Raw genomic sequence first — 20107 nt, 5'->3', positions numbered from 1 at the left:
TTACGCGGTCGTCGCGGGGGTTACCGCGGTCAGTCGTCGCTCCCGTCGGGTTCCGCCCGCGGGTCGCTCCCGGCGCCGTCCGCGACGGGCTCCGGCCGGGTCTCGACCCCGTCGGGCCCGCTCGCCCCGTCGGCGTCGACGGTGAAACTCCCGAGCAGGTCCCGCAACTGGGCGACCTGGGACTCGATCGATTCGGCGGTGTCGGTCACCTCGTCGATGCTCGTCACCTGCTCGTCCGTCCGGTCGGCGACGGTGCCGGCGCTCTCGGCGGTCCGGGCGCTGATCTCGGCGACGCGGTCGGCGAGCGTCACGACCTCCTGGGCGGTGTCGGCCTGGTCGGCCGTCGCGTCGCTGATCTCCTGGACGCCGTCGTTGGTCTCCCGGACCTGCTCGGCGATCTCGTCGAGCGCGTCGAGGGCGTGTTCGGTCGTCTCGACGCCGCTGGTGACGTCCGAGCGCATCGACTCGATGTCGGTCACGGCCTCGCCGGTCCGCTCGGAGAGCTCCGTGAGCAGCTCGTCGATCTCCTGGGTCGCCTCGCTCGTCTCCTCGGCGAGTTCCTTGACCTCGCTCGCGACGACGGCGAAGCCCTGCCCGGACTCGCCCGCGCGGGCGGCCTCGATCGAGGCGTTCAGCGCGAGCGTGTTCGTCTGGCTCGCGATGTCGTCGATGAGGTCGACGATCTCGGCGACCCGCTCGACCTCCTCGTCGAGCGCGCGGATCTCCTCGGCGGTCTCGGCCGTGCGCGACTCGATGGTCTCCATCTCGGACATCGCCTCGCTGGCCGCTGACGAGCCGTCGCTGGCGAGCCCCTCCGTCTCGTCCGCGAGGTCGGCCACGGTGTCGGTTGTCGCCGCGACCTCCTCGACGGTGGCCGAGAGGTCGTTCATCTCCTCGGTGACCTCGCCCAGGTACTCGTCCTGCTCGTCGGCGTCGGCGGCGATCCCCGAGACCGCGTCGCTCACCTCGCGGCTCGTCTCCCTGGCCGCCCGCGTCGCCGCGGTCGCCCTGGTCGTGCGGTCGGCGACGTCGTCGGTGAACGCCCGCACGCGTGCGACCGTCTCCTCCAGGTCGGCCATCGTGTCGTTGAACGCGCGGGCGATCTCGGCCATCGCGTCGCTCTCCTCGTCGGGGTCGAGCCGCCGCGTCAGGTCGCCGTCGGCGCACGCCCGGATGGTCTCGCCGTAGTCGTCGGCGGTCTCCTCGAGGTGCTCCGTGAGCTGTTCGGCCGCCTCGCGCTCTCGCTCGGCCTCCCGCCGGGCGGCGTCGGCCTCGGCGCGCGCCTCCTCGCGGGCGGTCTCGATCTGGTCGATGCGGTCGGCCAGCGAGTCGCGCATCGACGCGAACCGGTCGTAGAGCGTCCCGATCTCGTCGCGTCGGTGGGTCTCCAGGTCGACCTGCAGGTCGCCGTTCTCGATGGCCTCGGTCCGGTCGGCGAGCCCGCTGATCGAGCGGGCGACCGGCCGCTCGACGACGAGGCCGACGGTCCCGAGGCTGAGCGCGACGAACAGGAACACGAGCGCGAGGTAGAGCTTCGTCCCCGTCGGGACGGCGTAGGCGTCGGTCGTCGCGGTCGTCACGACCGCCAGCCGGGCGCCCGGGACGCCGGCGTAACTGACGACCGACCCGTCCTGCTGGACGAGCGTCGCGTTCCGGTAGCCCTCGTTGGGATTCAGACCCGCCAGCGAGGGGATGAACTCCGTCCGGTTCGCCAGGTTCTCCGCCCCGAGGCCGTCGTAGGCCGTCCCGAAGCGGTCGGGGGCGTCCCCGTGGAGGTAGGTCGCGTTCCGGTAGAGCACGTGCGTTCGGCTCCCGTCCGTCGCGTCCTCGAGGTCGAACGACTCGGTGACCGACAGCTCGACCGCGGCGGCGTAGCCGATGCCGTACTGCGTCTGGCTCACGAACGCGATCCGTGTGTCGTTGTCGACTCGATAGGCGTCGGTCGTCCGGACCGACGTGACGCCGGCCCGTTCGAGGTCGAGGTCGTCGAGCCACGGGACCCGGTCGCCGGGGTCCTCACCGACCGACTCCGAACTGGCCACGACGGTCTCCTCGTCCCAGGAGACGAAGTGGACGCCGACGACTTCGCCCGGCATCGACCGAGCGACGCTGCTGAGGTGGGTGTCCAGCGACCGCCCCTCCTCGGGGCGGAGCTTCCCCGACTGTGAGACGAGCCGCGTCGAGGCGGTGTACTGCGCGTGCCAGTCCCCGACCCGGTCGGCGTTGCGCTCGGTCGTCGACTGCAGCGACTCCCGGACGGAATCGCGCTGGGACCGTTGCTCGGCGGCGTAGACGCCACCGAGGACGACCATGAGGACGACCAGTATCAGCGCCACTGCCGCGGCGAACTGGCGCACGTAACTGCGCCGAATCGAGTCGGGGAGATACGTCGAGATCCGACGATCCATACCCACTCCGACCCGCGATCCCGAGTTAAGGTTTCCTGGCGAATCTCAAGTTTGATAAGCAATGGGCCGCTGCAAGCGCGCTCCCGGAGTAGCTCGGCCGGAGTCACGACCGGGCGATAGTGGCCGGCGGTGGCCAGCAGTGGCCGCCCGCGGCCAGGACGACCGAGCGCGGCGACCGACGGCGACGGCGTCCCGGGCGGGCCGCGGACGGCGCGGGGCCGGGAGAGACGCGTCGCTCCGGGTCGTGGCCCAGCGAAAGGAACGTGCCGGTTCGCTCTCAGAGGCGACCCACGTCGCCGACTTCGACGCTCTCGACGCCTTCGACGCCGGAGAAGGCCTCCTCGACGGCCTCGGTGCCGCCGGCCTCGTCCGGGACGACGACGGTCGGGAGCAGGGCGACGAGGCCGAAGGCCACGTCGTCGCGCTCGAAGCCGTTGATCTTCGCGCCCTCGGGCAGCGACGCTTCCAGACGCTCCTGGAGCGCGTCGAGGTCGACCTCGGGGTTCTGGGGCATGACTTTGATCTGCGCGGCGACTTTCCCCATCGTTACGGCCCCATGAACCCGCAGTCCGGGCACTCGTAGAGGTTGCTCTGCTTGCGGCACTTCGCGCAGCGGTAAATCTGCTGGCCGCAGTCGGGACACTTGAACGCGGCGGCGTTCGTGCCGGCGATGTTGATGCCGCACGAAACGCACTTTTGCTTGCGTTTCTGTTGGCTCTCGCTCATACCACTCCGTATCCTCTCACGGTTTTTAACCGTTGCCAAAGGCATCGGCGCCCGCTCGACGGCCGCGGCGGTCGCGTCGCGGTTCGCTACCCGAAGTTCTCGACTTTCGCGGTCTCGGGGTCCCCGCCCGCGGTCTCGATGGCGGCGGTCGCGTCGTCGAGGAACTCCGCGAAGCCGTAGACGAACACCTGCGTGTCGTCGGTCAGCTCCGCGTCGACCGACGACGCCAGCGGCGACGAGGGCGCGAGGACGGCCACGGAGACGCCGCGCTCGTTCAACTCGGTCAGTCGCTCGTCGTGGATCGGCGCGGCGTCGCGGTAGACGATCGCGGCCTCGCCGCCCTCGTCGAGCGCTCGCTCGGCGATCCCGATCGCCGGCCCGACGCCGGGCCCGCCCGCGAGCACGAGGACTCGATCCTCGCCCTCGTAGTAGGCGTCACCGTACGGGCCGGAGACCGTGACGGTGTCGCCGGCGGTCAGGGCCGCCAGTTCCGGACCGACCTCGCCCTCGGGGTCGATGCCGACCGTGATCTCGAAGGTCCCGTCCACGTCCGGCGAGGAGATCGTGTAGAAGCGCGACTCCTCGACCCCGTCGAGGGCGACCTTCACGAACTGCCCGGGCTGGGCCTCGAACCCCGCGGGCGTCTCGAAGTCGATGGCGATGGCGTCCTCGCCGACCGACTCGACCGCGACGACGGCGACTTCGGTGTCGTCCATGCTCCCGTGTCGCGGCCGGCGGCGCAAGGTCCTTTCGTTCCCGGGGTGCCGGAGCCGCCCTCACGCGGTCGTTCGGGGCCTCGACCCGATGTCGCTCCGTTCACCATCGCCGGACGCGATCCCGGCCCGTTCGAAACCGGCGATTTTCGTCCGTGCGTCCACTTTTCCGTCGGTCTCAGGGGGATCCGTCCCGGGCCATTACAGAAGTCTTTTTGCCGGGCGGAAGATACTCCAACGCAGTATGCCCGAGGACCTGAACTGGGCCATCGGCGGTGAAGCCGGTGACGGGATCGACTCTACCGGGAAGATCTTCGCTCAGGCACTCTCGCGTGCCGGCCGTCACGTCTTCACCTCGAAGGACTTCGCGTCACGGATCCGGGGCGGGTACACCGCCTACAAGGTCCGGACATCCGTCGACCGCGTCGAGAGCGTCGTCGACAGACTCGATATCCTGATCGCGCTCACCGAGCGCACGATCGACGAGAACATGGACGAACTGCACGAGGGCAGCGTCATCATCTACGACGGTGAGCGCTCCACGATGCAGGACGTCGAAGTTCCGGACGGGATGATCGGTCTGTCGGTGCCGCTCCAGCGGCTCGCCGAGGACGCCGGCGGCGCCATCATGGCGAACGTCGTCGCCCTGGGCGCGGCCTGCGAAGTGGCGCAGTTCCCCATCGAGAACCTGGACGAATCACTGGAGAAACGCTTCGGCGACAAGGGCGAGGCCATCGTCGAGAACAACAAGGAGGCCGCCCGTCTGGGCCAGCAGCACGTCGCCGAGGAGTACGACCACGACTTCGACTACGACATCGAGACCACGGACGAGGACTACGTGCTCCTCAACGGCGACGAGGCCATCGGCATGGGCGCCATCGCCGCAGGCTGTCGGTTCTACTCGGGCTACCCCATCACCCCCGCGACGGACGTGATGGAGTACATGACCGGCCGCGTCGAGCAGTACGGCGGCAAGGTCGTCCAGGCCGAGGACGAGCTCTCCGCCATCAACATGGCGCTGGGCGCCGCCCGCGCCGGCGCACGCGCGATGACGGCTACCTCGGGCCCCGGCATCGACCTGATGACCGAGACGTTCGGCCTCGTCGCGACCACCGAGACGCCGCTGGTCATCTGCGACGTGATGCGCTCGGGCCCCTCGACCGGGATGCCGACCAAGCAGGAGCAGGGCGACCTAAACATGACGCTGTACGGCGGCCACGGCGAGATCCCGCGGTTCGTCGTCGCCCCGACATCCGTCTCGGAGTGTTTCTGGAAGACCGTCGAGGCGTTCAACTACGCCGAGAAGTACCAGACCCCGGTCTACCTGGTCTCGGACCTCGCGCTCGCCGTCACCGAGCAGACGTTCCCGCCGGAGGCGTTCGACATGGACGAGGTCGAGATCGAGCGCGGCAAGGTCGTCGAGGAGGACGAGATCGACTCCTGGCTCGACGAGCGCGGCCGCTTCCAGGCGCACTTCCCGGCCGCCGACGGTATCAGCCCCCGCGCGTTCCCGGGGACGACCGACGGCGCCCACATGACCACCGGCCTCGAACACGACGAGCTCGGGCGCCGGACCGAGGAGGAGGAGGTCCGCCTCGAACAGGTCGAGAAGCGCCAGCGGAAGGTCGAGACCGCCAAGGAGGAAGAGGAGTGGGACTACCGCGAGTTCGGCGACAGCGAGGCCGACACGCTCGTCATCTCCTGGGGCTCCAACGAGGGCGCGATGCGCGAAGCCCTCGGACTCCTCGACGAGCGCGGCCACGACGTGCGGTTCATCTCGGTGCCCTACATCTTCCCGCGGCCCGACCTCAGCGAAGAGATCGAGGCGGCCGACGACGTGATCGTCGTCGAGTGTAACGCCACCGGCCAGTTCGCCGACGTGATCGAGCACGACGTGCTCGAGCGCGTCCAGCGCGTCAACAAGTACAACGGCGTCCGCTTCAAGGCGGACGAACTCGCGACGGAGATCGAGAACACACTCACGGGCGCCGACGCCGGCGCCACGGAGGTGGAGGCAGAATGAGCTCAGACGTTCGATTCACGGACTTCAAATCCGACAAGCAACCGACCTGGTGTCCCGGCTGCGGCGACTTCGGGACGATGAACGGCATGATGAAAGCGCTCGCCGAGACGGGCAACGACCCCGACAACACGTTCGTGGTCGCCGGCATCGGGTGTTCCGGCAAGATCGGCACCTACATGCACAGCTACGCGCTGCACGGCGTCCACGGCCGCGCCCTGCCCGTCGGCATCGGCGTCAAACTCGCCAACCCGAACCTCGAAGTGATGGTCGCGGGCGGCGACGGCGACGGCTACTCCATCGGCGCCGGCCACTTCGTCCACGCCGTCCGCCGCAACGTCGACATGTCCTACGTCGTCATGGACAACCGCATCTACGGCCTCACCAAGGGCCAGGCCTCGCCGACCTCGCGCCAGGACTTCGAGACGAGCACCACGCCCGAGGGCCCGCAGATGCCCCCGGTCAACCCGCTCGCGCTCGCGCTCGCGTCCGGCGCCACGTTCATCGCGCAGTCGTTCTCCTCGGACGCCCAGCGCCACGCCGAGATCATCCAGAAGGCCGTCGAGCACGACGGCTTCGGCTTCGTCAACACCTACTCGCCGTGCGTGACGTTCAACGACGTCGACACCTACGACTACTTCCGCGACTCCATCGTCGACCTCTCCGAGGAGGACCACGACCCCCACGACCGCGAGGCCGCCAAGGAGAAGATCCTCGAGGGCGACAAGGAGTACATGGGCGTCATCTACCAGGACGACGACTCCGTCCCGTGGGAGAAACGCGAGGGCATCGAGGGCGACATGTCCGACATCCCCGACGGAGCCCCCGAAGACGCGATGGATCTGGTTCGCGAGTTCTACTAGGACCCACTTTTTCGGCGGAGAGCGCCTCGCGCGCCGGAGGCGCGCTGCGGGGATCCTCCGCCGAAAAAACTTGGGGAAAAAAGGCCGGACGACTCGCTCACTTCGTTCGCTCGCGTCCGGTGAACCGGCGCTCCGCGCCGGATGCTGACCGCGGCCGCTTCCGCACTGCACCCGCCCCGCTACAGCACCCGCCCCGCTACAGCACCCGCCCCGCTACAGCACCCGCCCCGCTACAGCACCCGCCCCGCTACAGCACCCGCCCCGCTACAGCACCCGCCCCGCTACAGCACCCGCCCCGCTACAGCACCCGCCCCGCTACAGCACCCGCCCCGCTACAGCACCCGCCCCGCTACAGCACCCGCCCCGCTACAGCACCAGCCCCGCATCCGCCACCGCGCCCGCGTCCTTTCAACCCGAAATCACTTGGTCGGCCGCCGTCTCAGTGCTCGACGTGCAGCGTCTCGGCACCGCGGCGGTCGCCCTCCTCGCGCTGGTCGCGTTCGCGGGAGCCGCGGCCACGTTCGGCGCCGTCGACGGCCCCGTCGCCTCCGGTGACGGGACGCCGACGGGACCGGCGACACCGACCGAGGTACCGCCGCCCACCGGCGCCCCGGGCGGCGCGCCCGATTCCGAGGTCCAGCGGGCTGCGACGCCCACGACGGCCGCGGCGGGCGACTCCGGCGGCGTCTCCCCGTTCGTCGTCCCCGCCGTCGGCGGCTCGCTGCTCGCTGCCGGCCTGCTCGTCGTCTTCCTGACCGGACACGACGACCGGGCGCCCGCCGTTCCCGAGGAGGAGTCGGCGGACGAGGACCCGAGGCCGGCCGTCTCGCCGTCGTACGACTCGCCCGACGAGAGCGCGGTCACGCGAGCGTGGCGACGCCTCCGTGACCGGTCGGACGCCGACGAGACGGCAACACCCGGCGACGTGGCGGCGCGGGCGCTCGACCGCAGCCTGCCGGGTGACGCGGTCGAGACGGTCACCGACCGGTTCCGCGCGGTCCGGTACGGCGGGGAATCGGCGGGGGACGAACGCGAGGAACCCGCCGCCGAGGCCGCCGAGGCGCTCGATTCTGTCGGGGAGTCCGAGGGGACCGACGACCCGGGCGACCGCGACCCGACCGACGGTCGGTAAAAACTTGTAGGTGGAGCGAACACTTCCGGCCGTGAAGCGATTCGCGACCGCCCTGATCGCCCTCTTCGCGCTGGTCGCGCTCGTGACGGCCGCCGGCTCGTTCGGCGGGACCGACCAGCCGACGCTGTACTCCGGAACGACGCCGACCGAGCCGATGCCGACCGGTCCCGTGGGCGCGGGAGCCGGCGGCGGGAACGAGACGACCGCGACCGACTCGCGCCACGTGGTCGACGAGGAGACGCCCGTTCCGCCCGACCAGAGCGGCGAGGACGGCGGCGTCTCGACGCTGCTCGTCGCCGGCCTCGTCGGCGGGTTGCTCGTCGCCGCCGTCCTGGCCGTCCTGCTGACCGGCGACGACTCCCGCGCACCGCCGCGAGACGACGGCGACGGCGACGGACCGTCCGAGCCCCCTGCACCGACGGTCGATCCCAGCTACGACTCGCCCGCCGACAGCGCCGTCGTCCGCGCGTGGCGCCGGCTCCGCGACCGGACGGGCACCGACGAGACGGCGACGCCCGGGGAGACGGCTGCGACCGCCGTCGACCGCGGCTACCCCGACGACGCCGTCGAGAGCGTGACCCGCGGGTTCGAGGCGGTCCGGTACGCCCGGCGGCCCCCGACGGACGAACAGGAACGCCGCGCTCGCGAACTGTCCGACAGGCTCGACGTCCCCGGCGAGCCCGACGGAAACGGCGGTGAGAACGCGTGAACCGCGGGCGTCGTGCCCTGCTGGCGGTCGGGATCGCGGCGGTCGTCGCCGGGGTCGTCCTGACCGTCCGGCCGGGACTGGTCGCGTTCGACTGGGCGACGCTGGCGACGCTCGGGGTCTGGGTCGTCGCGCTGGCCGGCGTCGCGCTCGCGGCTTTCGAACGGTTCGAGAGCGACGACGGGCCGCCGGGTGCGCTCCCGCGGGTGGGCGAGCGGCCCGACTACGGGGTCCCCGGCGACGACCTCGCCGCGGCGGTCGCGGACGCGGGCGTCGGTCAGCGCGACGCGGCCGAACGTGACCGCGTCCGCGAGCGACTGCACGTCGCCGTCGTCGACGCGCTGGAACGGTTCGCGGGTCTCGCGCCCGAGGAGGCCGAGCGCCGAGTCGCCGAGGGCTCGTGGACCGACGACCCCGACGCGGCCGCGCTGTTCGCCGACCGCGAGGAGTCCGTCCACGAGGGCGTCGAACCCGACTTCGACCGGCGGGTCGAGCGCGCCGCGGCGGCCGTCGCGCGGCTCCGGGAGCGGAGCGAGGGCGGCGAAGCGAGCGACCCGGACTCCGGGCGTCGAGCCGGCGACCCGGGCCGTTCGGGAGGTGTCGCGGATGACTGAGACGGCGGCCGTCGGTGCCGGGCTCGACCGCGGGGATGGGCGACTCGAACGGACCGGCCGCTGGGCCGGGGTCCACGGCCTCGCGCTGGCGGCGACGGCGGTCGCCATCCTCTTCGGGAAGCCCGTCGCCATCCTCGCCGGACTGGCCGGCGTCGGCTTCGCGGCCTACAGCCGGGTCGCCGAGGCGCCCGAGCCCGAACTCGCGGTCGAGCGCCACGTCAGCGACGCCGACCCCGCGCCGGGCGAAACGGTCCGCGTCACGCTCGCCGTCGAGAACGAGAGCGGGGCGACGCTGCCGGACCTGCGCTTTGCCGACGACGTGCCCGCCGGCCTGGAAGTCGTCGACGGCACCGCCCGCCACACCACCGCGCTGCGACCGGGCAAGCGGGCGTCGATCGCCTACGAGTTCGAGGCCGTCCGGGGTCGCCACGAGTTCGACAGTCTCACCGTCGTGACCCGAGACGTGAGCGGTGCGAGCCGACGCGTCGCCCGGAAGGCGACCGACCGCTCGACGGTGGTCTGCCGGCCGACGTTCGAGGACCGCTCGGTCCCGCTGGGCGAGCTGGCGACGCGGCTGACGGGCAGCCAGCCCGTCTCGGCGACCGGGGAGGGACAGGCCTTCCACTCGCTGCGGGAGTACCGGACGGGCGACCCGCTCGGGAGCGTCGACTGGAACCGCTTCGCCAAGGACGGCGAACTCGCGACGCGGCGCTTCGACCAGCCCCGAACCGTGAAGGTCGTCCTGTTGGTCGACGCGCGGGCCGCCGCCTACGTGACCGCCGGCGACGGCCGTCCGGCCGTGGACGCCTGCACCCACGCGGCGGGTGCGCTCGTCGGCGGCCTCGCCGAGGCGGACTGTCACGTCGGGCTGGCGGCGCTGTCGCCCCGGGAGTGCTGGCTCCCGCCCGCCTCGGGGCGGACCCACCGTGAGCGGCTGCTCGACGCGCTCACCACCCACGACGCCTTCGGCTGGCGGCCGCCCGCGCCGACGAGCGGGGGCGGTGACGATACCGCGAGCGACGGTGACGGATTCGACCGGTTGCTGACCCAGCTATCGGGCGACACGCAGGTCGTGGTCTGCTCGCCGTTCGTCGACGACCGCCCCGTCGAGGTCGCCCGCGCGCTCGACGCTCGGGGCCACGACGTGACCGTCGCCAGCCCGGACGTGACCGCCGAGGACTCCGCCTACCGGCGCCTCGCGGCCACCGAGCGGCGGGTCCGGCTCGACGAGTGCCGCCGCGCCGGGATCGCCGTCGTCGAGTGGCTCGAGGAGGGCGACCGCGGGCCGGGTCGACCGGTCGACGCGGGAGGCGGTGCGGACGCGACGACCGGTGGCGCGGCCGGTTCGGGCGAGCGAGTCGCGACCGACGGAGGTGACGGCCGGTGGCGGTGAGCCGCGGGACCGACCGGCGCCCCGTCCGCGCGAGCCACGCGCTGGCCGTCCTCGCGTCGGTCGCGGTAGTGGCGGCCGTCCGCGGGTCGACGATGGCGACGCTGGTCGGGCTGGCCGGCGCCGGGGCCGTCCTCGCCGGGCTGGTCCGGCGCTCGGAGTCGTCGGTCGTCGCCGGCGGCGCGGCGCTGTTCGCCGCGACGGTGGTCGCGGCGGTCGGCCCCGCGTCCGCGGAGTCGGTCCTCGTCGGCGGGTTCGGCGCCGTGGTCGCGGCGGATCTCGGCACCTTCGGGCTCGGGATCGACCGGGACGCCGACCCGGCGGTGGCGACGACGCGGGTCGAGCTGTTGCACGCCGTCGGGAGCGTCGTCGTCGCGGTCCTGACCGGGGGCGTGGGGTACACGCTGTTCGAGACGGTCCCCAGCGGCGGCTCGCTCGGCGTCGTCGCGCTGTTGCTGGGCGGCGTCGTGCTGGTGTGGCTGTTGCGGGAGTAGGTCTGCACGTCGCGCGACGGGGTCGTCGGTGAGCCGTCTGCGCCGGGCGGAAACGGTTCACACGGGTTCGGGCCGTTCAGCAACACTAATGTCGGAGACGCCGGACCAACGTCTATGAGCGACCGCTTTGACGTGGTGATCGCGGGTGCCGGTCCCGCCGGAGCGCAGTGTGCGCGCGATCTGGCGGCGAGGGATTACGAGGTGCTCGTACTCGAGACCGAACCCGAGGCCGAGTTCCCGCGTCAGAGCAACAAGTCGACCGCCGGGACCTTCCCCTCGATGATGGCGTCGTTCAACGTCCCGGACGAGGTGGTGATGAACTTCACCGAGACGGTCGTGCTGGAGTCGCCCAACGACCACTTCGTCCGCGACCAGCCCGGCGCGGTCCTGGAGTTCGCCGACTTCAAGCGCTGGCTCGTCGCCGAGGGCCGCGAGGCGGGCGCCGAGTACCGCTTCGACTCGCGCGTCTCGAAACCGATCGTCGAGGACGGCGAGCCGGTCGGCGTCCGCTACGACGGCAGCGAGGAGGTGTACGCCGACGTGGTAGTCGACGCGACGGGACCGGCGGCGCCGCTGGCGAAGGACCTGGGCGTCACCGACCTGCAACGCGAGCGCCAGGCGATCGGCGTCGAGTACGAGTTCGAGGGCGTCGAGGCCGACCACCCCGACTTCGCCGACTGCACCGACGCGATGATGCTCCGGCTCGACCACGACCTGGCCCCTGGCGGCTACTCGTGGCTGTTCCACACGGGCGCGGACACGGCGAAAGTCGGGCTCTGCTACATCCAGAACGACAGCCACCGCGAGTACGCCAAGGAGGGGATGGGGATCGACGACTACCTGGAGTACTGGCTGGAGAGCGACCCCCGCTTCGAGAACGCAACCCGGCTGGACGGCAAGCAACACCGCGGGTCGGCCCACATCCAGAAGCCCGGGCAGATGACCACCGATAGCTTCATCGCCATCGGCGACACCGTCCCCACGATCGACCCGCTGTGGGGCGAGGGCATCCACAAGGGGATGCTCTCGGCGCGGGCGGCGGCGGCCACGGCCGACCGGGCCCTGACCGGGACGGTCGACACGTCGGCCGAGCAGATGGCGATCTACAACGACCTGTGGCACAGCGACGTGGCGCCGAAGATGAACACGCGCCTGCTGATGACCGAGCTGCTGTATCTCACGCCCAACGACCGCTACGACCGGCTGATGGCCGACCTGCGGCGGGCCGACGGCGACACGCTCGCGAAAGTCAACAACGGGAACCGACTGGCGATGCGGAACCTGATCCACCTCGACGACCTGCCGCTTCTGGCGCGGTTCGCCCGCGAGCGGCTGGGGAGCTGACGCGAACGGCTATCGATCGGAGGGCCGACAGGATTTTACCACTCCGGGTCGCGTCCACGGGCATGGAACGGGAACCGAGCAGGCGACGATTCATCAGGGGTTGCTGTCTCGCCGGCGCGGGGGCGCTCGCGGCGGGCGGCTCGGTCGGCGGGGCGACGGCGAGCCCCCGCCAGGCAGAACCGCCGACGCGCTGGAACCGCACCTACGACCGCGGGACGGCCGCGGAAGCGAACGGGCTGGCGCCCGTCTCGGACGGCGGGTTCGTCGTCGTAGGGACGACCGAGTCCACGGACGGCGACACCGCGAGCGAGATCTGGCTCTACAAGGTGAACGGCGCCGGCCGGCTGGAGTGGTAGACCACCTTCGCCGAGCGCGGCGTCACCGAGGGGTTCGACGTGGCGGCGACCGAGGACGGGTTCGTCGTCGCCGGCCACACCCACGAGGAAGGGTCGAGCGAACAGGACGCTATCGCCGTCCGCGTCGACGGCGAGGGGACCGAACAGTGGCGGCGGACCTTCAACGCGAACCCGGACACGACCGACACGATGCGGGCCGTGTCCGTCGACCCGGAGGGGCGATACGTCTTCGCCGGCTGGACGAGTCGGTTCCAGGACGCGTGGATCGCGCGGCTGACACCCGACCAGTCGATCGACTGGGCCAAGCGGTACGGACCCGGTGACCACAACCGGCTCCACGGGATCATCCCCGCCTCGGAAGGCGGCTACGTCGCGGTCGGGGAGACCGACGATACGGACGACAACACCGTGGGGTGGGCGGTCAAGCTCGACGACGAGGCCACGCAGGTATTCTCACAGCAGTTCAAGAAGCGGTCCGACACGGCGACCAACCCGTACGACGACTACAACGTCTTCTACGACGTGGCGGAGACGCGCAACGGGTTCGTCGCCGTCGGTGCGAACGCGTTCGACCCGGCGACGAACGACCGCCGGGGCTGGGCCTTGGAGATCAACATCAACGGCGGCAAGCTCTGGGACAAACGCATCGTGTCCGACACCTACACCGTGTTGCACAGCGTCACCGCAGGGAATCTGGAGTACTTCGCCGCCGGCGAGACGGCCACGAACGGGAACGGCGACGGCGCCAGAGGGTTCGCAACCAACCTCGGCATCGACGGCGTCACCAAGTGGCAGAACAGTTACGGGTCGGGATCCAGCGAGTTCTCCGCGTTCCACCTGGCGGACGAGGACGGCATGGTCTGCGTCGGGAGCGCGGCGGACTCGGCCGGCGGGACCACCGCCGGCTGGAGCGTGAAAGTGGGCGGGGCGGAGGTCGACGCGGCGACGCCGTCACCGACACCGAGCCCCACGCCGTCGCCGACGGCGTCGGACGACTCGACGCCGACGTTCACGCCGACGCCGACCGACGAACCGGGCGGCACCGACGCGACGGGCGGCGAAACGGCCACCGCCGCGCCGACGCCGACGGCGACGCAATCGGGCGGTTCGGGGACGGAGACTCCGGGCGGCGACGGCGGGAGCGGAGCGACGACGACCGGCGGCGGTGGCGGCGGTGGCGGCCTCTCGCCCGCGGTCGTCGGCGTCGGCGCGGTCATCGTCGCTCTCGGGAGCGCCGGCGTGCTCTACAACCGGTTCCTCGGCGACGACGAGGACGCTGCCGGGTCCGACGGGGGCGCCGGCGGAGCCCCGCCCGACGACACCGGTGGTGACGACGGCAGTGACGGCGGCGGCAGTGGCGGCGACACCGCCGGCGGCGTCGAGACCAGCGAGCCCGACACCGAAGGAACCGAACAGGTTCAGGCCGCCCAGACGGTCGTCGAAGGTTCCGGCGACGACGCGGGCGAAGCAGCCGGCGGAGACGCGGCCCCGGACTCCGTGGCGGAGACCGAGTCCGACGCAGGCGACGGTTCCGAGTCCGCCGACGCGGGCGACACCGACGGGGAGTCAGAGTCCGCCGACGCGAGCGACGACGAGAGCAGCGAGTGAGGAGGCGGCCGGTTCCGGAGGCGCAGTTCCGATCCGGCGTCCGCCCCGACCGTCGCGTGCGTCTCGATATCCCCGTTCTCAGAACCGCCGATCCTGTAGTCGAGAAGACCTGTCGGACGCGAACAGCGATCGGCGGCGACCGGCAACAGAAGAGGTATACAGGGCGCTGCCAAATTCCGGAACATGTCAGTCGGGAACCGGCAGGGGGTCGTCGAAGCGATCCGCTTCGACCTGAACAAGTTCCACGAGACCTGGATGGGGCTGCTCTACCCGCGCCAGCGCGGCGCGGGCGACACCGTCCTCGGGAAGTGGCAACCGCAGACCACGCGCGAGCGGGTCACCTACACCGCGTGGGCGGCGCTGGGGGCGCTCGTCGTCGCGGTGCTGTACCCGCTCGCCCTGTTCGGCGTCGTCGTCCGCTTCCACGCCCGGAAGATCGACGTGTCGGTGGAGAAACTCGGTGCGGTCGGCGTGATACTGCTCGCCGTCCTGGTCTGGGGGGGTCTCTCGGCGCTGGTCGAGTTCCGGCTGGACTACTCGGGCCAGGCGACCAACGCCATCGTCGCCGCCAGCGTCGTCGCCATCGTCTCGGCGGGACTGGCCGTGGCCTTCCGGGCGATCGGCGGTCGGATCACGACCGTCGTCTTCGCGTACCCCTTCGGGATGACCGCCATCTTCCTGCCGCCGGTGGTCGCCGCGCTCGTCTCCGACGACGTGGCCCAGTTCAGCATCGCCTACGCCGACCAGATCGCCGAACTCGTCCGCGAGGAGGTCCTCGGCCCGGTCGGCCTCCGGAGCTACGTCGTCGACAAGTTCGACATGACGGAGTTCGCCTACGTCCTCATCTGGGTCGGCATCTCCGTCCCGCTCGGGTGGCTGCTCGGCACCACCGTCGCGCTCGCCGACTTCATCCGGCCGACCGGGGAGTAGCTGTTTCCCGCGCCGGACCCCGTTTTACAGCACGTCGTCGGGGTCGATAGCCTTCGGCTCCGGGACGGCGCCCGCCGCGTCGCCCGCGACGGCGATGGTCCCGGTCGATTCGCGGTCGACGAGCACCGTCCCGCCCGCGATCACCGGGGCGAGCACGCCCGCGACGACGGTCCCGGGTTCGGCCAGCGGCGCCCGCACGGCGACCTCGTCGTCGCCGCCGAGCCCGTACTCCTCGACGACCCGCTCGGCAGCCGTCAGCAGTCGCTCGTGGGGGAACTCCCCGTCGGCGGTCGCGAGGGCGATGTCGGTCGGACTCACCCGGTCCGGCGGGCTCGTCGGGTTCTCGCTCCACATCTCCGCCTCGAAGTGGGCGAACTCGGGGTCCTCGGGCACGTCGCCGTAGACGAACGTCTTCGTCCCCGGGCCGGGGTCGTACGCCTCGGCGCGGGCCGCGGGGACGACGAGCGCCTTCGCCGACGGCGACTCGCCGGGGTCGAACCGCGTCGTCGCGCCGAGCAGGCTCGCGCCGAACAGAGCGAGCAACGGCGGTGGCGTCAGCGAGTCGCCGGCGTCGACGGCGACGGTCGCGCCGCCGCGAACGCCGTAGTGGCGCAGGATGTTGCCCGTCTTCCAGGCGTTCGTGCAGAACTTCTCGTAGCTGTACGAGCCGGCGCGGCTGTCGGTCCGCACCGCAAGGTCGTCGGTGCGCCGCTCGCGAGCCACTAGGTCCCCGATCACGTCCATGGCGGCGCTTCGGCCGGTATCGGCAAAAGGGGTCCGACACGGTACTGCGGGTGTATTCGTGACGACCGGGCCGACCGTCTCAACGGAGTCGCCACCCGCGGAGGAAGGCGACGGCGACGCCGCCGATGACGACGCTAAACAGCAGCGTCGCGGTCCGGACGACCAGCACCCCGGCGGCGGCCGTGGCCGGCGAGACGGCAGTGACGAGGCCGATCGCGCCGCCGAGCAACACGTCGTAGGCGCCGAGGCTGCCCGGGATCGGGACCACGCTCGCGACCTGGGGGAGCGGGACGACGACGACCAGCGGGACCACGGCGAGGACGCCCACCTCCGCGCCGACGCCGACGAGCGCGACCCACAGCGCGGTCGCGGTGAGCAGCTGCTCCGCCACGCCGCCGACGGCGATCAGGGCGAGCAACCCGGGAGCGTCCCGAAACCTGACGATCCGGCTCCAGAACCGCTCCAGCGCGCGGTCGACGACCGACCGGTCGTGGGGCGTCTCGCGGTACAGCGAGGAGACCCACCGGACGACTGGGCCGAGGACGACGGCCAGGCCGCCGCTGACCGGGTGGCGGAACCGGACGACCAACGCGCCCACGGCCGCCAGCCCGACGACGGCGCCGCCGAGGGTCGTGAGGAAGTATCGGGGGGCGGGGCTGCCGAGGACGACCACGAGCGCGGCGAGCGTCGAGACGACCAGCTGGGCGCCCGACTTGACGTACTTGGCGACCGAGCGGACGGCCAGCGCCTCGCTGTAGGTCGTGCCCGTCGCGGTCTCGACGAACGTCGCCACGATCGGTTCGGAGCTGACCGGTCCGGCGGGGCTCAGCGTGTCGAAGAAGTCGCCGGCGACCGCGAACTGGACGCTCTTGCCGCCGGAGATCCCGTCTCCGAGGGGACGGACCGAGGCCCAGAAGCCCAGGCCGTCGACGACGGCCTCCGCGACGACGAGGACCGCGACCGCGGCGAGCAGTCCGGGGGCGACCGCCGAGAGGCGAGCGGAGACGCTGCCGACGCCGACGAACGCGAGGTAGCCGGCGAGCGCGCCGCCGCCGACGAGGACGCCCGCCAGGAACCGGAGAGTCCGGCGCACACCCCGGGGTGGGGCGGGTCGGGAGAAAAGCCCACCGGGACCGGCGCACCCGGTCGTCGGGCGACGACGCGCCGCTCGGCGACCGGCGACCGGGTCAGCCGTCGACGCGGCGCCAGTACAGCGCCAGGTCGAGCGTCACGTCGTCGAAATCGACGGTCTCCTCGCGGACGCAGGCGTAGCCGAGCGACTCGTAGAAGCCGCGTGCCTGTTCGTTGTCCGCGCCGGTGTTCAGGACCAGCGCGCGGTAGCCCCGCCGTCGGGCCCGCCGCGCGAGTTCCTCGACGATCCGGGTGCCGATCCCCTGACCCTGCATCGCGGGGTCGACCCGGACGCGGGAGAGTTCGCCGGTGCCCGCGGCGGCGTCGAAGCGCTCGGCCATCCAGCCGTCGAGGGGTTCGACGGCGCCGGTCGCGACGATATCGCCGTCGTCGGGGCCGCTCTCGCTCGAACCGCCGCCGTCGAGTTCGCCGACGAGGAACTCCCCGCCGGCGTCGATGTAGTGGTCGCGCACGTCGTCGAGGTCCGTGTCGGGCGCGTCGACGGCCCACTCGGGCGTCTCGGCCATCGCCTCGCGGTTCAGCTCGCGGACCCGATCGCCGTCGCCGGCGCGGTACCGCCGGACCGTCAGGTCGGTCGGTTCGACCATGCTCATACCGATACGACGGGCGCATCCTCGTAGACGGGAGCCCGCTCGCACAGGTCCGAGACGGTTTCGGCGTCGTCCTCGGCGCCCGTGTCGTCGGCCAGCGCGTCACAGTCGGGTGAGAGATCCGCAGTCATAGTTGAGAGGGGTGACGGTCCCGGCTTAGCTACTGTGCTGACACAGTTTTGTAGATAGCTACTAATGACACGGTCGACACAGTCTGACGACGGTCGGACCGACGACCGGTCACTCCAGGAAGTACTCGATGTCGTCGACGGCGTCGCCGTGGGCGTGGTAGGCGTCGTCGGGCACCTCGTCGAACCACGCCAGGTCCAGATCCGACCACTCGCCGAACGTCGGGTCGTCGGCGACCGGCTCGCCGGTCACGGGTTCGGTCCCGACGACGGCGTCGTAGCTCGTGGCCGTCCGGTCGGGGTCGCTGCGCAGTTCGTGCGTGACCGCGCTGACCCGGAGGACCTCGGCCACCGGGGCGTCGACGCCGGTCAGCGTCGCAGCGATCTCCCCGGCGCGGTCGAGCCAGTCGGCGCCGCCGGGGACGTGCCCGTAAGGGAGTCGCCAGCCGTGCGGGCTGTCCATCAGCAGGACTGCGCCGGCCTCGTTCGTGACGCCGACGGCGACCAGTCCCTCGACGTCCGCGAAGTACTCGAAGGCGTCCGCGCCGTCGGTCGTCCTCGATTCGGTGTACTCGACGCCGGGCTCCCCGTGGAGCGTCGACGGGTCGCGGAGTTCGTCCATACCGCGGGCGTTGTCGGCCGAGGTATTTGGTCGTTGGTACCTCGGTCGCGTCCCCTCGCGGTACTCCGCCCACGCGGGGTGGCGACTCGGCCGCCCGCGTCGGTGAGTATGCCGGGAGGAACCGCGAGATAACCGGTAACAAACGGCATATCCCTGGCGACCCGACTGTCGACCGGACGCAGTACCGATGCCAATTCACTGGAACGCACGGCGCCCGAATCGATCGCCCGACGGGGACGACCAACGATATCGCGAGACAGCGGGGGTGGGCGAGATCCCCGGACGGACGTACCTCTGTCTGACCTGCGAGGTCCAGTTCGTCGTCCCGCGGAGCGAGACGGCGGTCTGCTGCCCGATCTGCCGAATGAACCGTATCCGAGCGATCGACTGACCGGCGCCGCGCGGTGGAGTCCGTCACCGGTTCCGGCGGCGGCCGACGGTCCCGTGGCGACGTTCTCACTCGATATCTGCCAGCGAGTCGAAGTCGCTCCAGCACTCGCAGTCGAGGTCGTCGATAGAGCCCACCTCGTCCGGCAGGTCCGAGATCGGCATCCCGTCGTCGAATCGGTCGCAGTCGTCGGTGTGGACCGAGAAGTCGTCGCTCGCCATGACCGGCATACACCGGACGGAGGCGGGACTCCGTCAAAAATCCCGCGGGGCGTTCTCGCCCAGCGTAACCGGCGTCTGTGTCGGCTGTGTCGGGACAATCGTTTTGAGGGCGGGCCGAGACGGGGTGGTATGGAAGTCGCCGAGCGAGTCCACCTGATCCCGGTGGGCTACGAGAACGACCGGATCGTCCTGCCGGCGGTCGAGTTGCGCGCCGACCGCGTCGTCCTCCTGCGCTACGAGGACGAGACCGACCATCCCTCCTACGTCGAGACCGTCCGCGGGCGCCTCGACGAGGCGGGCATCGACCACGAGACGGTGTCGTGCAACATCTTCGACTTCTACGACTCGATCGGGACCGTCGCGGAGCTGGCGACCCGCTTTTCCGACCACGAGGTGTACGTCAACCTCGCCTCGGGGTCGAAGGTCACCGCCATCGGCGGCATGATCGCCTGCATGGCGACCGGCGCGACCCCCTACTACGTCCGCGCTCAGCGCTACGCCGCCGAGACCGACGGCGACGTGGCCGAGGGGATCCGCGAGATCACCGAACTCCCCACCTACCCGATGCAGAGCCCCGAACCCCAGCACGTCGCCGTCATGGACCACCTCGACCGCGAGGACGGCGCCCGGAAGCGCGACCTCATCGAGTTCGGGAAGAGCGAGGGGCTGCCCTTCATCGCCGAGCGCGACGCCGCCAACCGCAAGAGCGAGTACCGCCTGCTCGACAGCCACGTCCTCGGGCCGCTCTCGGACAACGGCTACGTCGCCCTCGAAGAGGTCGGCCGCTCGACTCGCGTCTCGCTGACCGAGAGCGGCCGCAACACGCTCCGGGCGTTCCGCTATCTCGTCGAGGACGACTGACTCGCTCGCCGCGGGCCTCGGCCGTGCCACACCGGCGCACGCAGTTGTCAGAGATGAGAATTACACCGCGTGACTCAAGGGGGGTGGCCGAGTGATA

The 20107-nt window shown here is 71.3% G+C and carries 22 protein-coding genes; 12 read left to right on the top strand and 10 right to left on the bottom strand.

Features of this window, described 5'->3' with window-relative positions; translation table 11 throughout:
- Positions 1-29 precede the first annotated feature (29 nt).
- The 4 genes from HZS54_RS22325 to HZS54_RS22310 all read right to left on the bottom strand — a co-directional run bounded on the left by HZS54_RS22325 (position 30) and on the right by HZS54_RS22310 (position 3850).
- Positions 30-2408 carry a methyl-accepting chemotaxis protein gene (locus HZS54_RS22325; RefSeq protein WP_179919297.1) on the bottom strand — a complete coding sequence of 793 codons (2379 nt, stop codon included), beginning with the start codon at positions 2406-2408 and terminating at the stop codon, positions 30-32.
- Between the two features lie 277 nt (positions 2409-2685).
- Entirely contained in the window at positions 2686-2952 is a 267-nt protein-coding gene (locus HZS54_RS22320) for an elongation factor 1-beta (protein WP_006883772.1), read from the bottom strand.
- A gap of 2 nt (positions 2953-2954) precedes the next feature.
- Positions 2955-3134: an HVO_2753 family zinc finger protein gene (locus tag HZS54_RS22315; protein ID WP_123537363.1), complete on the bottom strand. Its 180-nt coding sequence runs from the start codon at positions 3132-3134 to the stop codon at positions 2955-2957.
- Between the two features lie 86 nt (positions 3135-3220).
- Positions 3221-3850, bottom strand: coding sequence for an FAD-dependent oxidoreductase (locus tag HZS54_RS22310; RefSeq protein ID WP_179919296.1), 630 nt, complete (start codon positions 3848-3850; stop codon positions 3221-3223).
- Positions 3851-4091: 241 nt separating this feature from the next.
- On the opposite strand from HZS54_RS22310, the gene HZS54_RS22305 reads away from it, so the two are divergent.
- The 11 genes from HZS54_RS22305 to HZS54_RS22255 all read left to right on the top strand — a co-directional run bounded on the left by HZS54_RS22305 (position 4092) and on the right by HZS54_RS22255 (position 15304).
- Complete coding sequence (locus tag HZS54_RS22305) at positions 4092-5870, top strand: 2-oxoacid:acceptor oxidoreductase subunit alpha (RefSeq protein ID WP_179919295.1); 1779 nt, start codon at positions 4092-4094, stop codon at positions 5868-5870.
- On the top strand, positions 5867-6730 hold the full coding sequence (locus tag HZS54_RS22300) for a 2-oxoacid:ferredoxin oxidoreductase subunit beta (protein ID WP_179919294.1): 864 nt from the start codon (positions 5867-5869) through the stop codon (positions 6728-6730). The genes HZS54_RS22305 and HZS54_RS22300 overlap by 4 nt, the downstream gene beginning before the upstream one ends.
- Before the next feature lie 442 nt (positions 6731-7172).
- A complete protein-coding gene (locus HZS54_RS22295) occupies positions 7173-7862 on the top strand; it encodes a DUF4129 domain-containing protein (RefSeq protein WP_179919293.1) in 690 nt (229 codons plus the stop codon).
- A 31-nt stretch (positions 7863-7893) separates the two neighbouring features.
- Complete coding sequence (locus HZS54_RS22290; protein WP_179919292.1) at positions 7894-8571, top strand: DUF4129 domain-containing protein; 678 nt, start codon at positions 7894-7896, stop codon at positions 8569-8571.
- Positions 8568-9182, top strand: coding sequence for a DUF7269 family protein (locus tag HZS54_RS22285; protein ID WP_179919291.1), 615 nt, complete (start codon positions 8568-8570; stop codon positions 9180-9182). Before HZS54_RS22290 ends, HZS54_RS22285 begins: the two co-directional genes overlap by 4 nt.
- Complete coding sequence (locus tag HZS54_RS22280) at positions 9175-10575, top strand: DUF58 domain-containing protein (RefSeq protein WP_179919290.1); 1401 nt, start codon at positions 9175-9177, stop codon at positions 10573-10575. Before HZS54_RS22285 ends, HZS54_RS22280 begins: the two co-directional genes overlap by 8 nt.
- Positions 10566-11066, top strand: coding sequence for a DUF7519 family protein (locus HZS54_RS22275; protein ID WP_179919289.1), 501 nt, complete (start codon positions 10566-10568; stop codon positions 11064-11066). Before HZS54_RS22280 ends, HZS54_RS22275 begins: the two co-directional genes overlap by 10 nt.
- A gap of 114 nt (positions 11067-11180) precedes the next feature.
- A complete protein-coding gene (locus HZS54_RS22270; RefSeq protein WP_179919288.1) occupies positions 11181-12410 on the top strand; it encodes a digeranylgeranylglycerophospholipid reductase in 1230 nt (409 codons plus the stop codon).
- Positions 12411-12472: 62 nt separating this feature from the next.
- A complete protein-coding gene (locus tag HZS54_RS22265) occupies positions 12473-12766 on the top strand; it encodes a hypothetical protein (RefSeq protein ID WP_179919287.1) in 294 nt (97 codons plus the stop codon).
- 39 nt (positions 12767-12805) lie between these two features.
- Complete coding sequence (locus HZS54_RS22260) at positions 12806-14374, top strand: hypothetical protein (protein ID WP_179919286.1); 1569 nt, start codon at positions 12806-12808, stop codon at positions 14372-14374.
- A 183-nt stretch (positions 14375-14557) separates the two neighbouring features.
- Positions 14558-15304, top strand: coding sequence for a hypothetical protein (locus HZS54_RS22255; protein WP_179919285.1), 747 nt, complete (start codon positions 14558-14560; stop codon positions 15302-15304).
- Between the two features lie 24 nt (positions 15305-15328).
- On the opposite strand, the gene HZS54_RS22250 is transcribed toward HZS54_RS22255, so the two are convergent.
- The 6 genes from HZS54_RS22250 to HZS54_RS22230 all read right to left on the bottom strand — a co-directional run bounded on the left by HZS54_RS22250 (position 15329) and on the right by HZS54_RS22230 (position 19158).
- Positions 15329-16048, bottom strand: a complete 720-nt coding sequence (locus HZS54_RS22250) for an acyl-CoA synthetase family protein (protein ID WP_179919284.1) — start codon at positions 16046-16048, stop codon at positions 15329-15331.
- Positions 16049-16127: 79 nt separating this feature from the next.
- Positions 16128-17141 (bottom strand): lysylphosphatidylglycerol synthase transmembrane domain-containing protein, encoded by a 1014-nt coding sequence (locus tag HZS54_RS22245; RefSeq protein ID WP_179919283.1) that lies wholly within the window; start codon positions 17139-17141, stop codon positions 16128-16130.
- A gap of 94 nt (positions 17142-17235) precedes the next feature.
- Positions 17236-17793 carry a GNAT family N-acetyltransferase gene (locus HZS54_RS22240; RefSeq protein ID WP_179919282.1) on the bottom strand — a complete coding sequence of 186 codons (558 nt, stop codon included), beginning with the start codon at positions 17791-17793 and terminating at the stop codon, positions 17236-17238.
- Entirely contained in the window at positions 17790-17921 is a 132-nt protein-coding gene (locus HZS54_RS26530; RefSeq protein WP_281377724.1) for a hypothetical protein, read from the bottom strand. Before HZS54_RS26530 ends, HZS54_RS22240 begins: the two co-directional genes overlap by 4 nt.
- 109 nt (positions 17922-18030) lie before the next feature.
- The gene (locus HZS54_RS22235; RefSeq protein ID WP_179919281.1) at positions 18031-18540 is read right to left on the bottom strand and encodes a hypothetical protein; all 510 of its coding nucleotides are present in this window, start codon (positions 18538-18540) and stop codon (positions 18031-18033) included.
- A 456-nt stretch (positions 18541-18996) separates the two neighbouring features.
- Positions 18997-19158, bottom strand: coding sequence for a hypothetical protein (locus HZS54_RS22230; protein WP_179919280.1), 162 nt, complete (start codon positions 19156-19158; stop codon positions 18997-18999).
- Positions 19159-19278: 120 nt separating this feature from the next.
- On the opposite strand from HZS54_RS22230, the gene HZS54_RS22225 reads away from it, so the two are divergent.
- The gene (locus HZS54_RS22225) at positions 19279-20010 is read left to right on the top strand and encodes an HFX_2341 family transcriptional regulator domain-containing protein (RefSeq protein WP_179919279.1); all 732 of its coding nucleotides are present in this window, start codon (positions 19279-19281) and stop codon (positions 20008-20010) included.
- Positions 20011-20107: the final 97 nt, after the last annotated feature.

The sequence above is a fragment of the Halosimplex pelagicum genome (assembly GCF_013415905.1).
GTDB lineage: Archaea > Halobacteriota > Halobacteria > Halobacteriales > Haloarculaceae > Halosimplex > Halosimplex pelagicum.
This window is presented reverse-complemented; position numbering and strand designations above follow the sequence as displayed.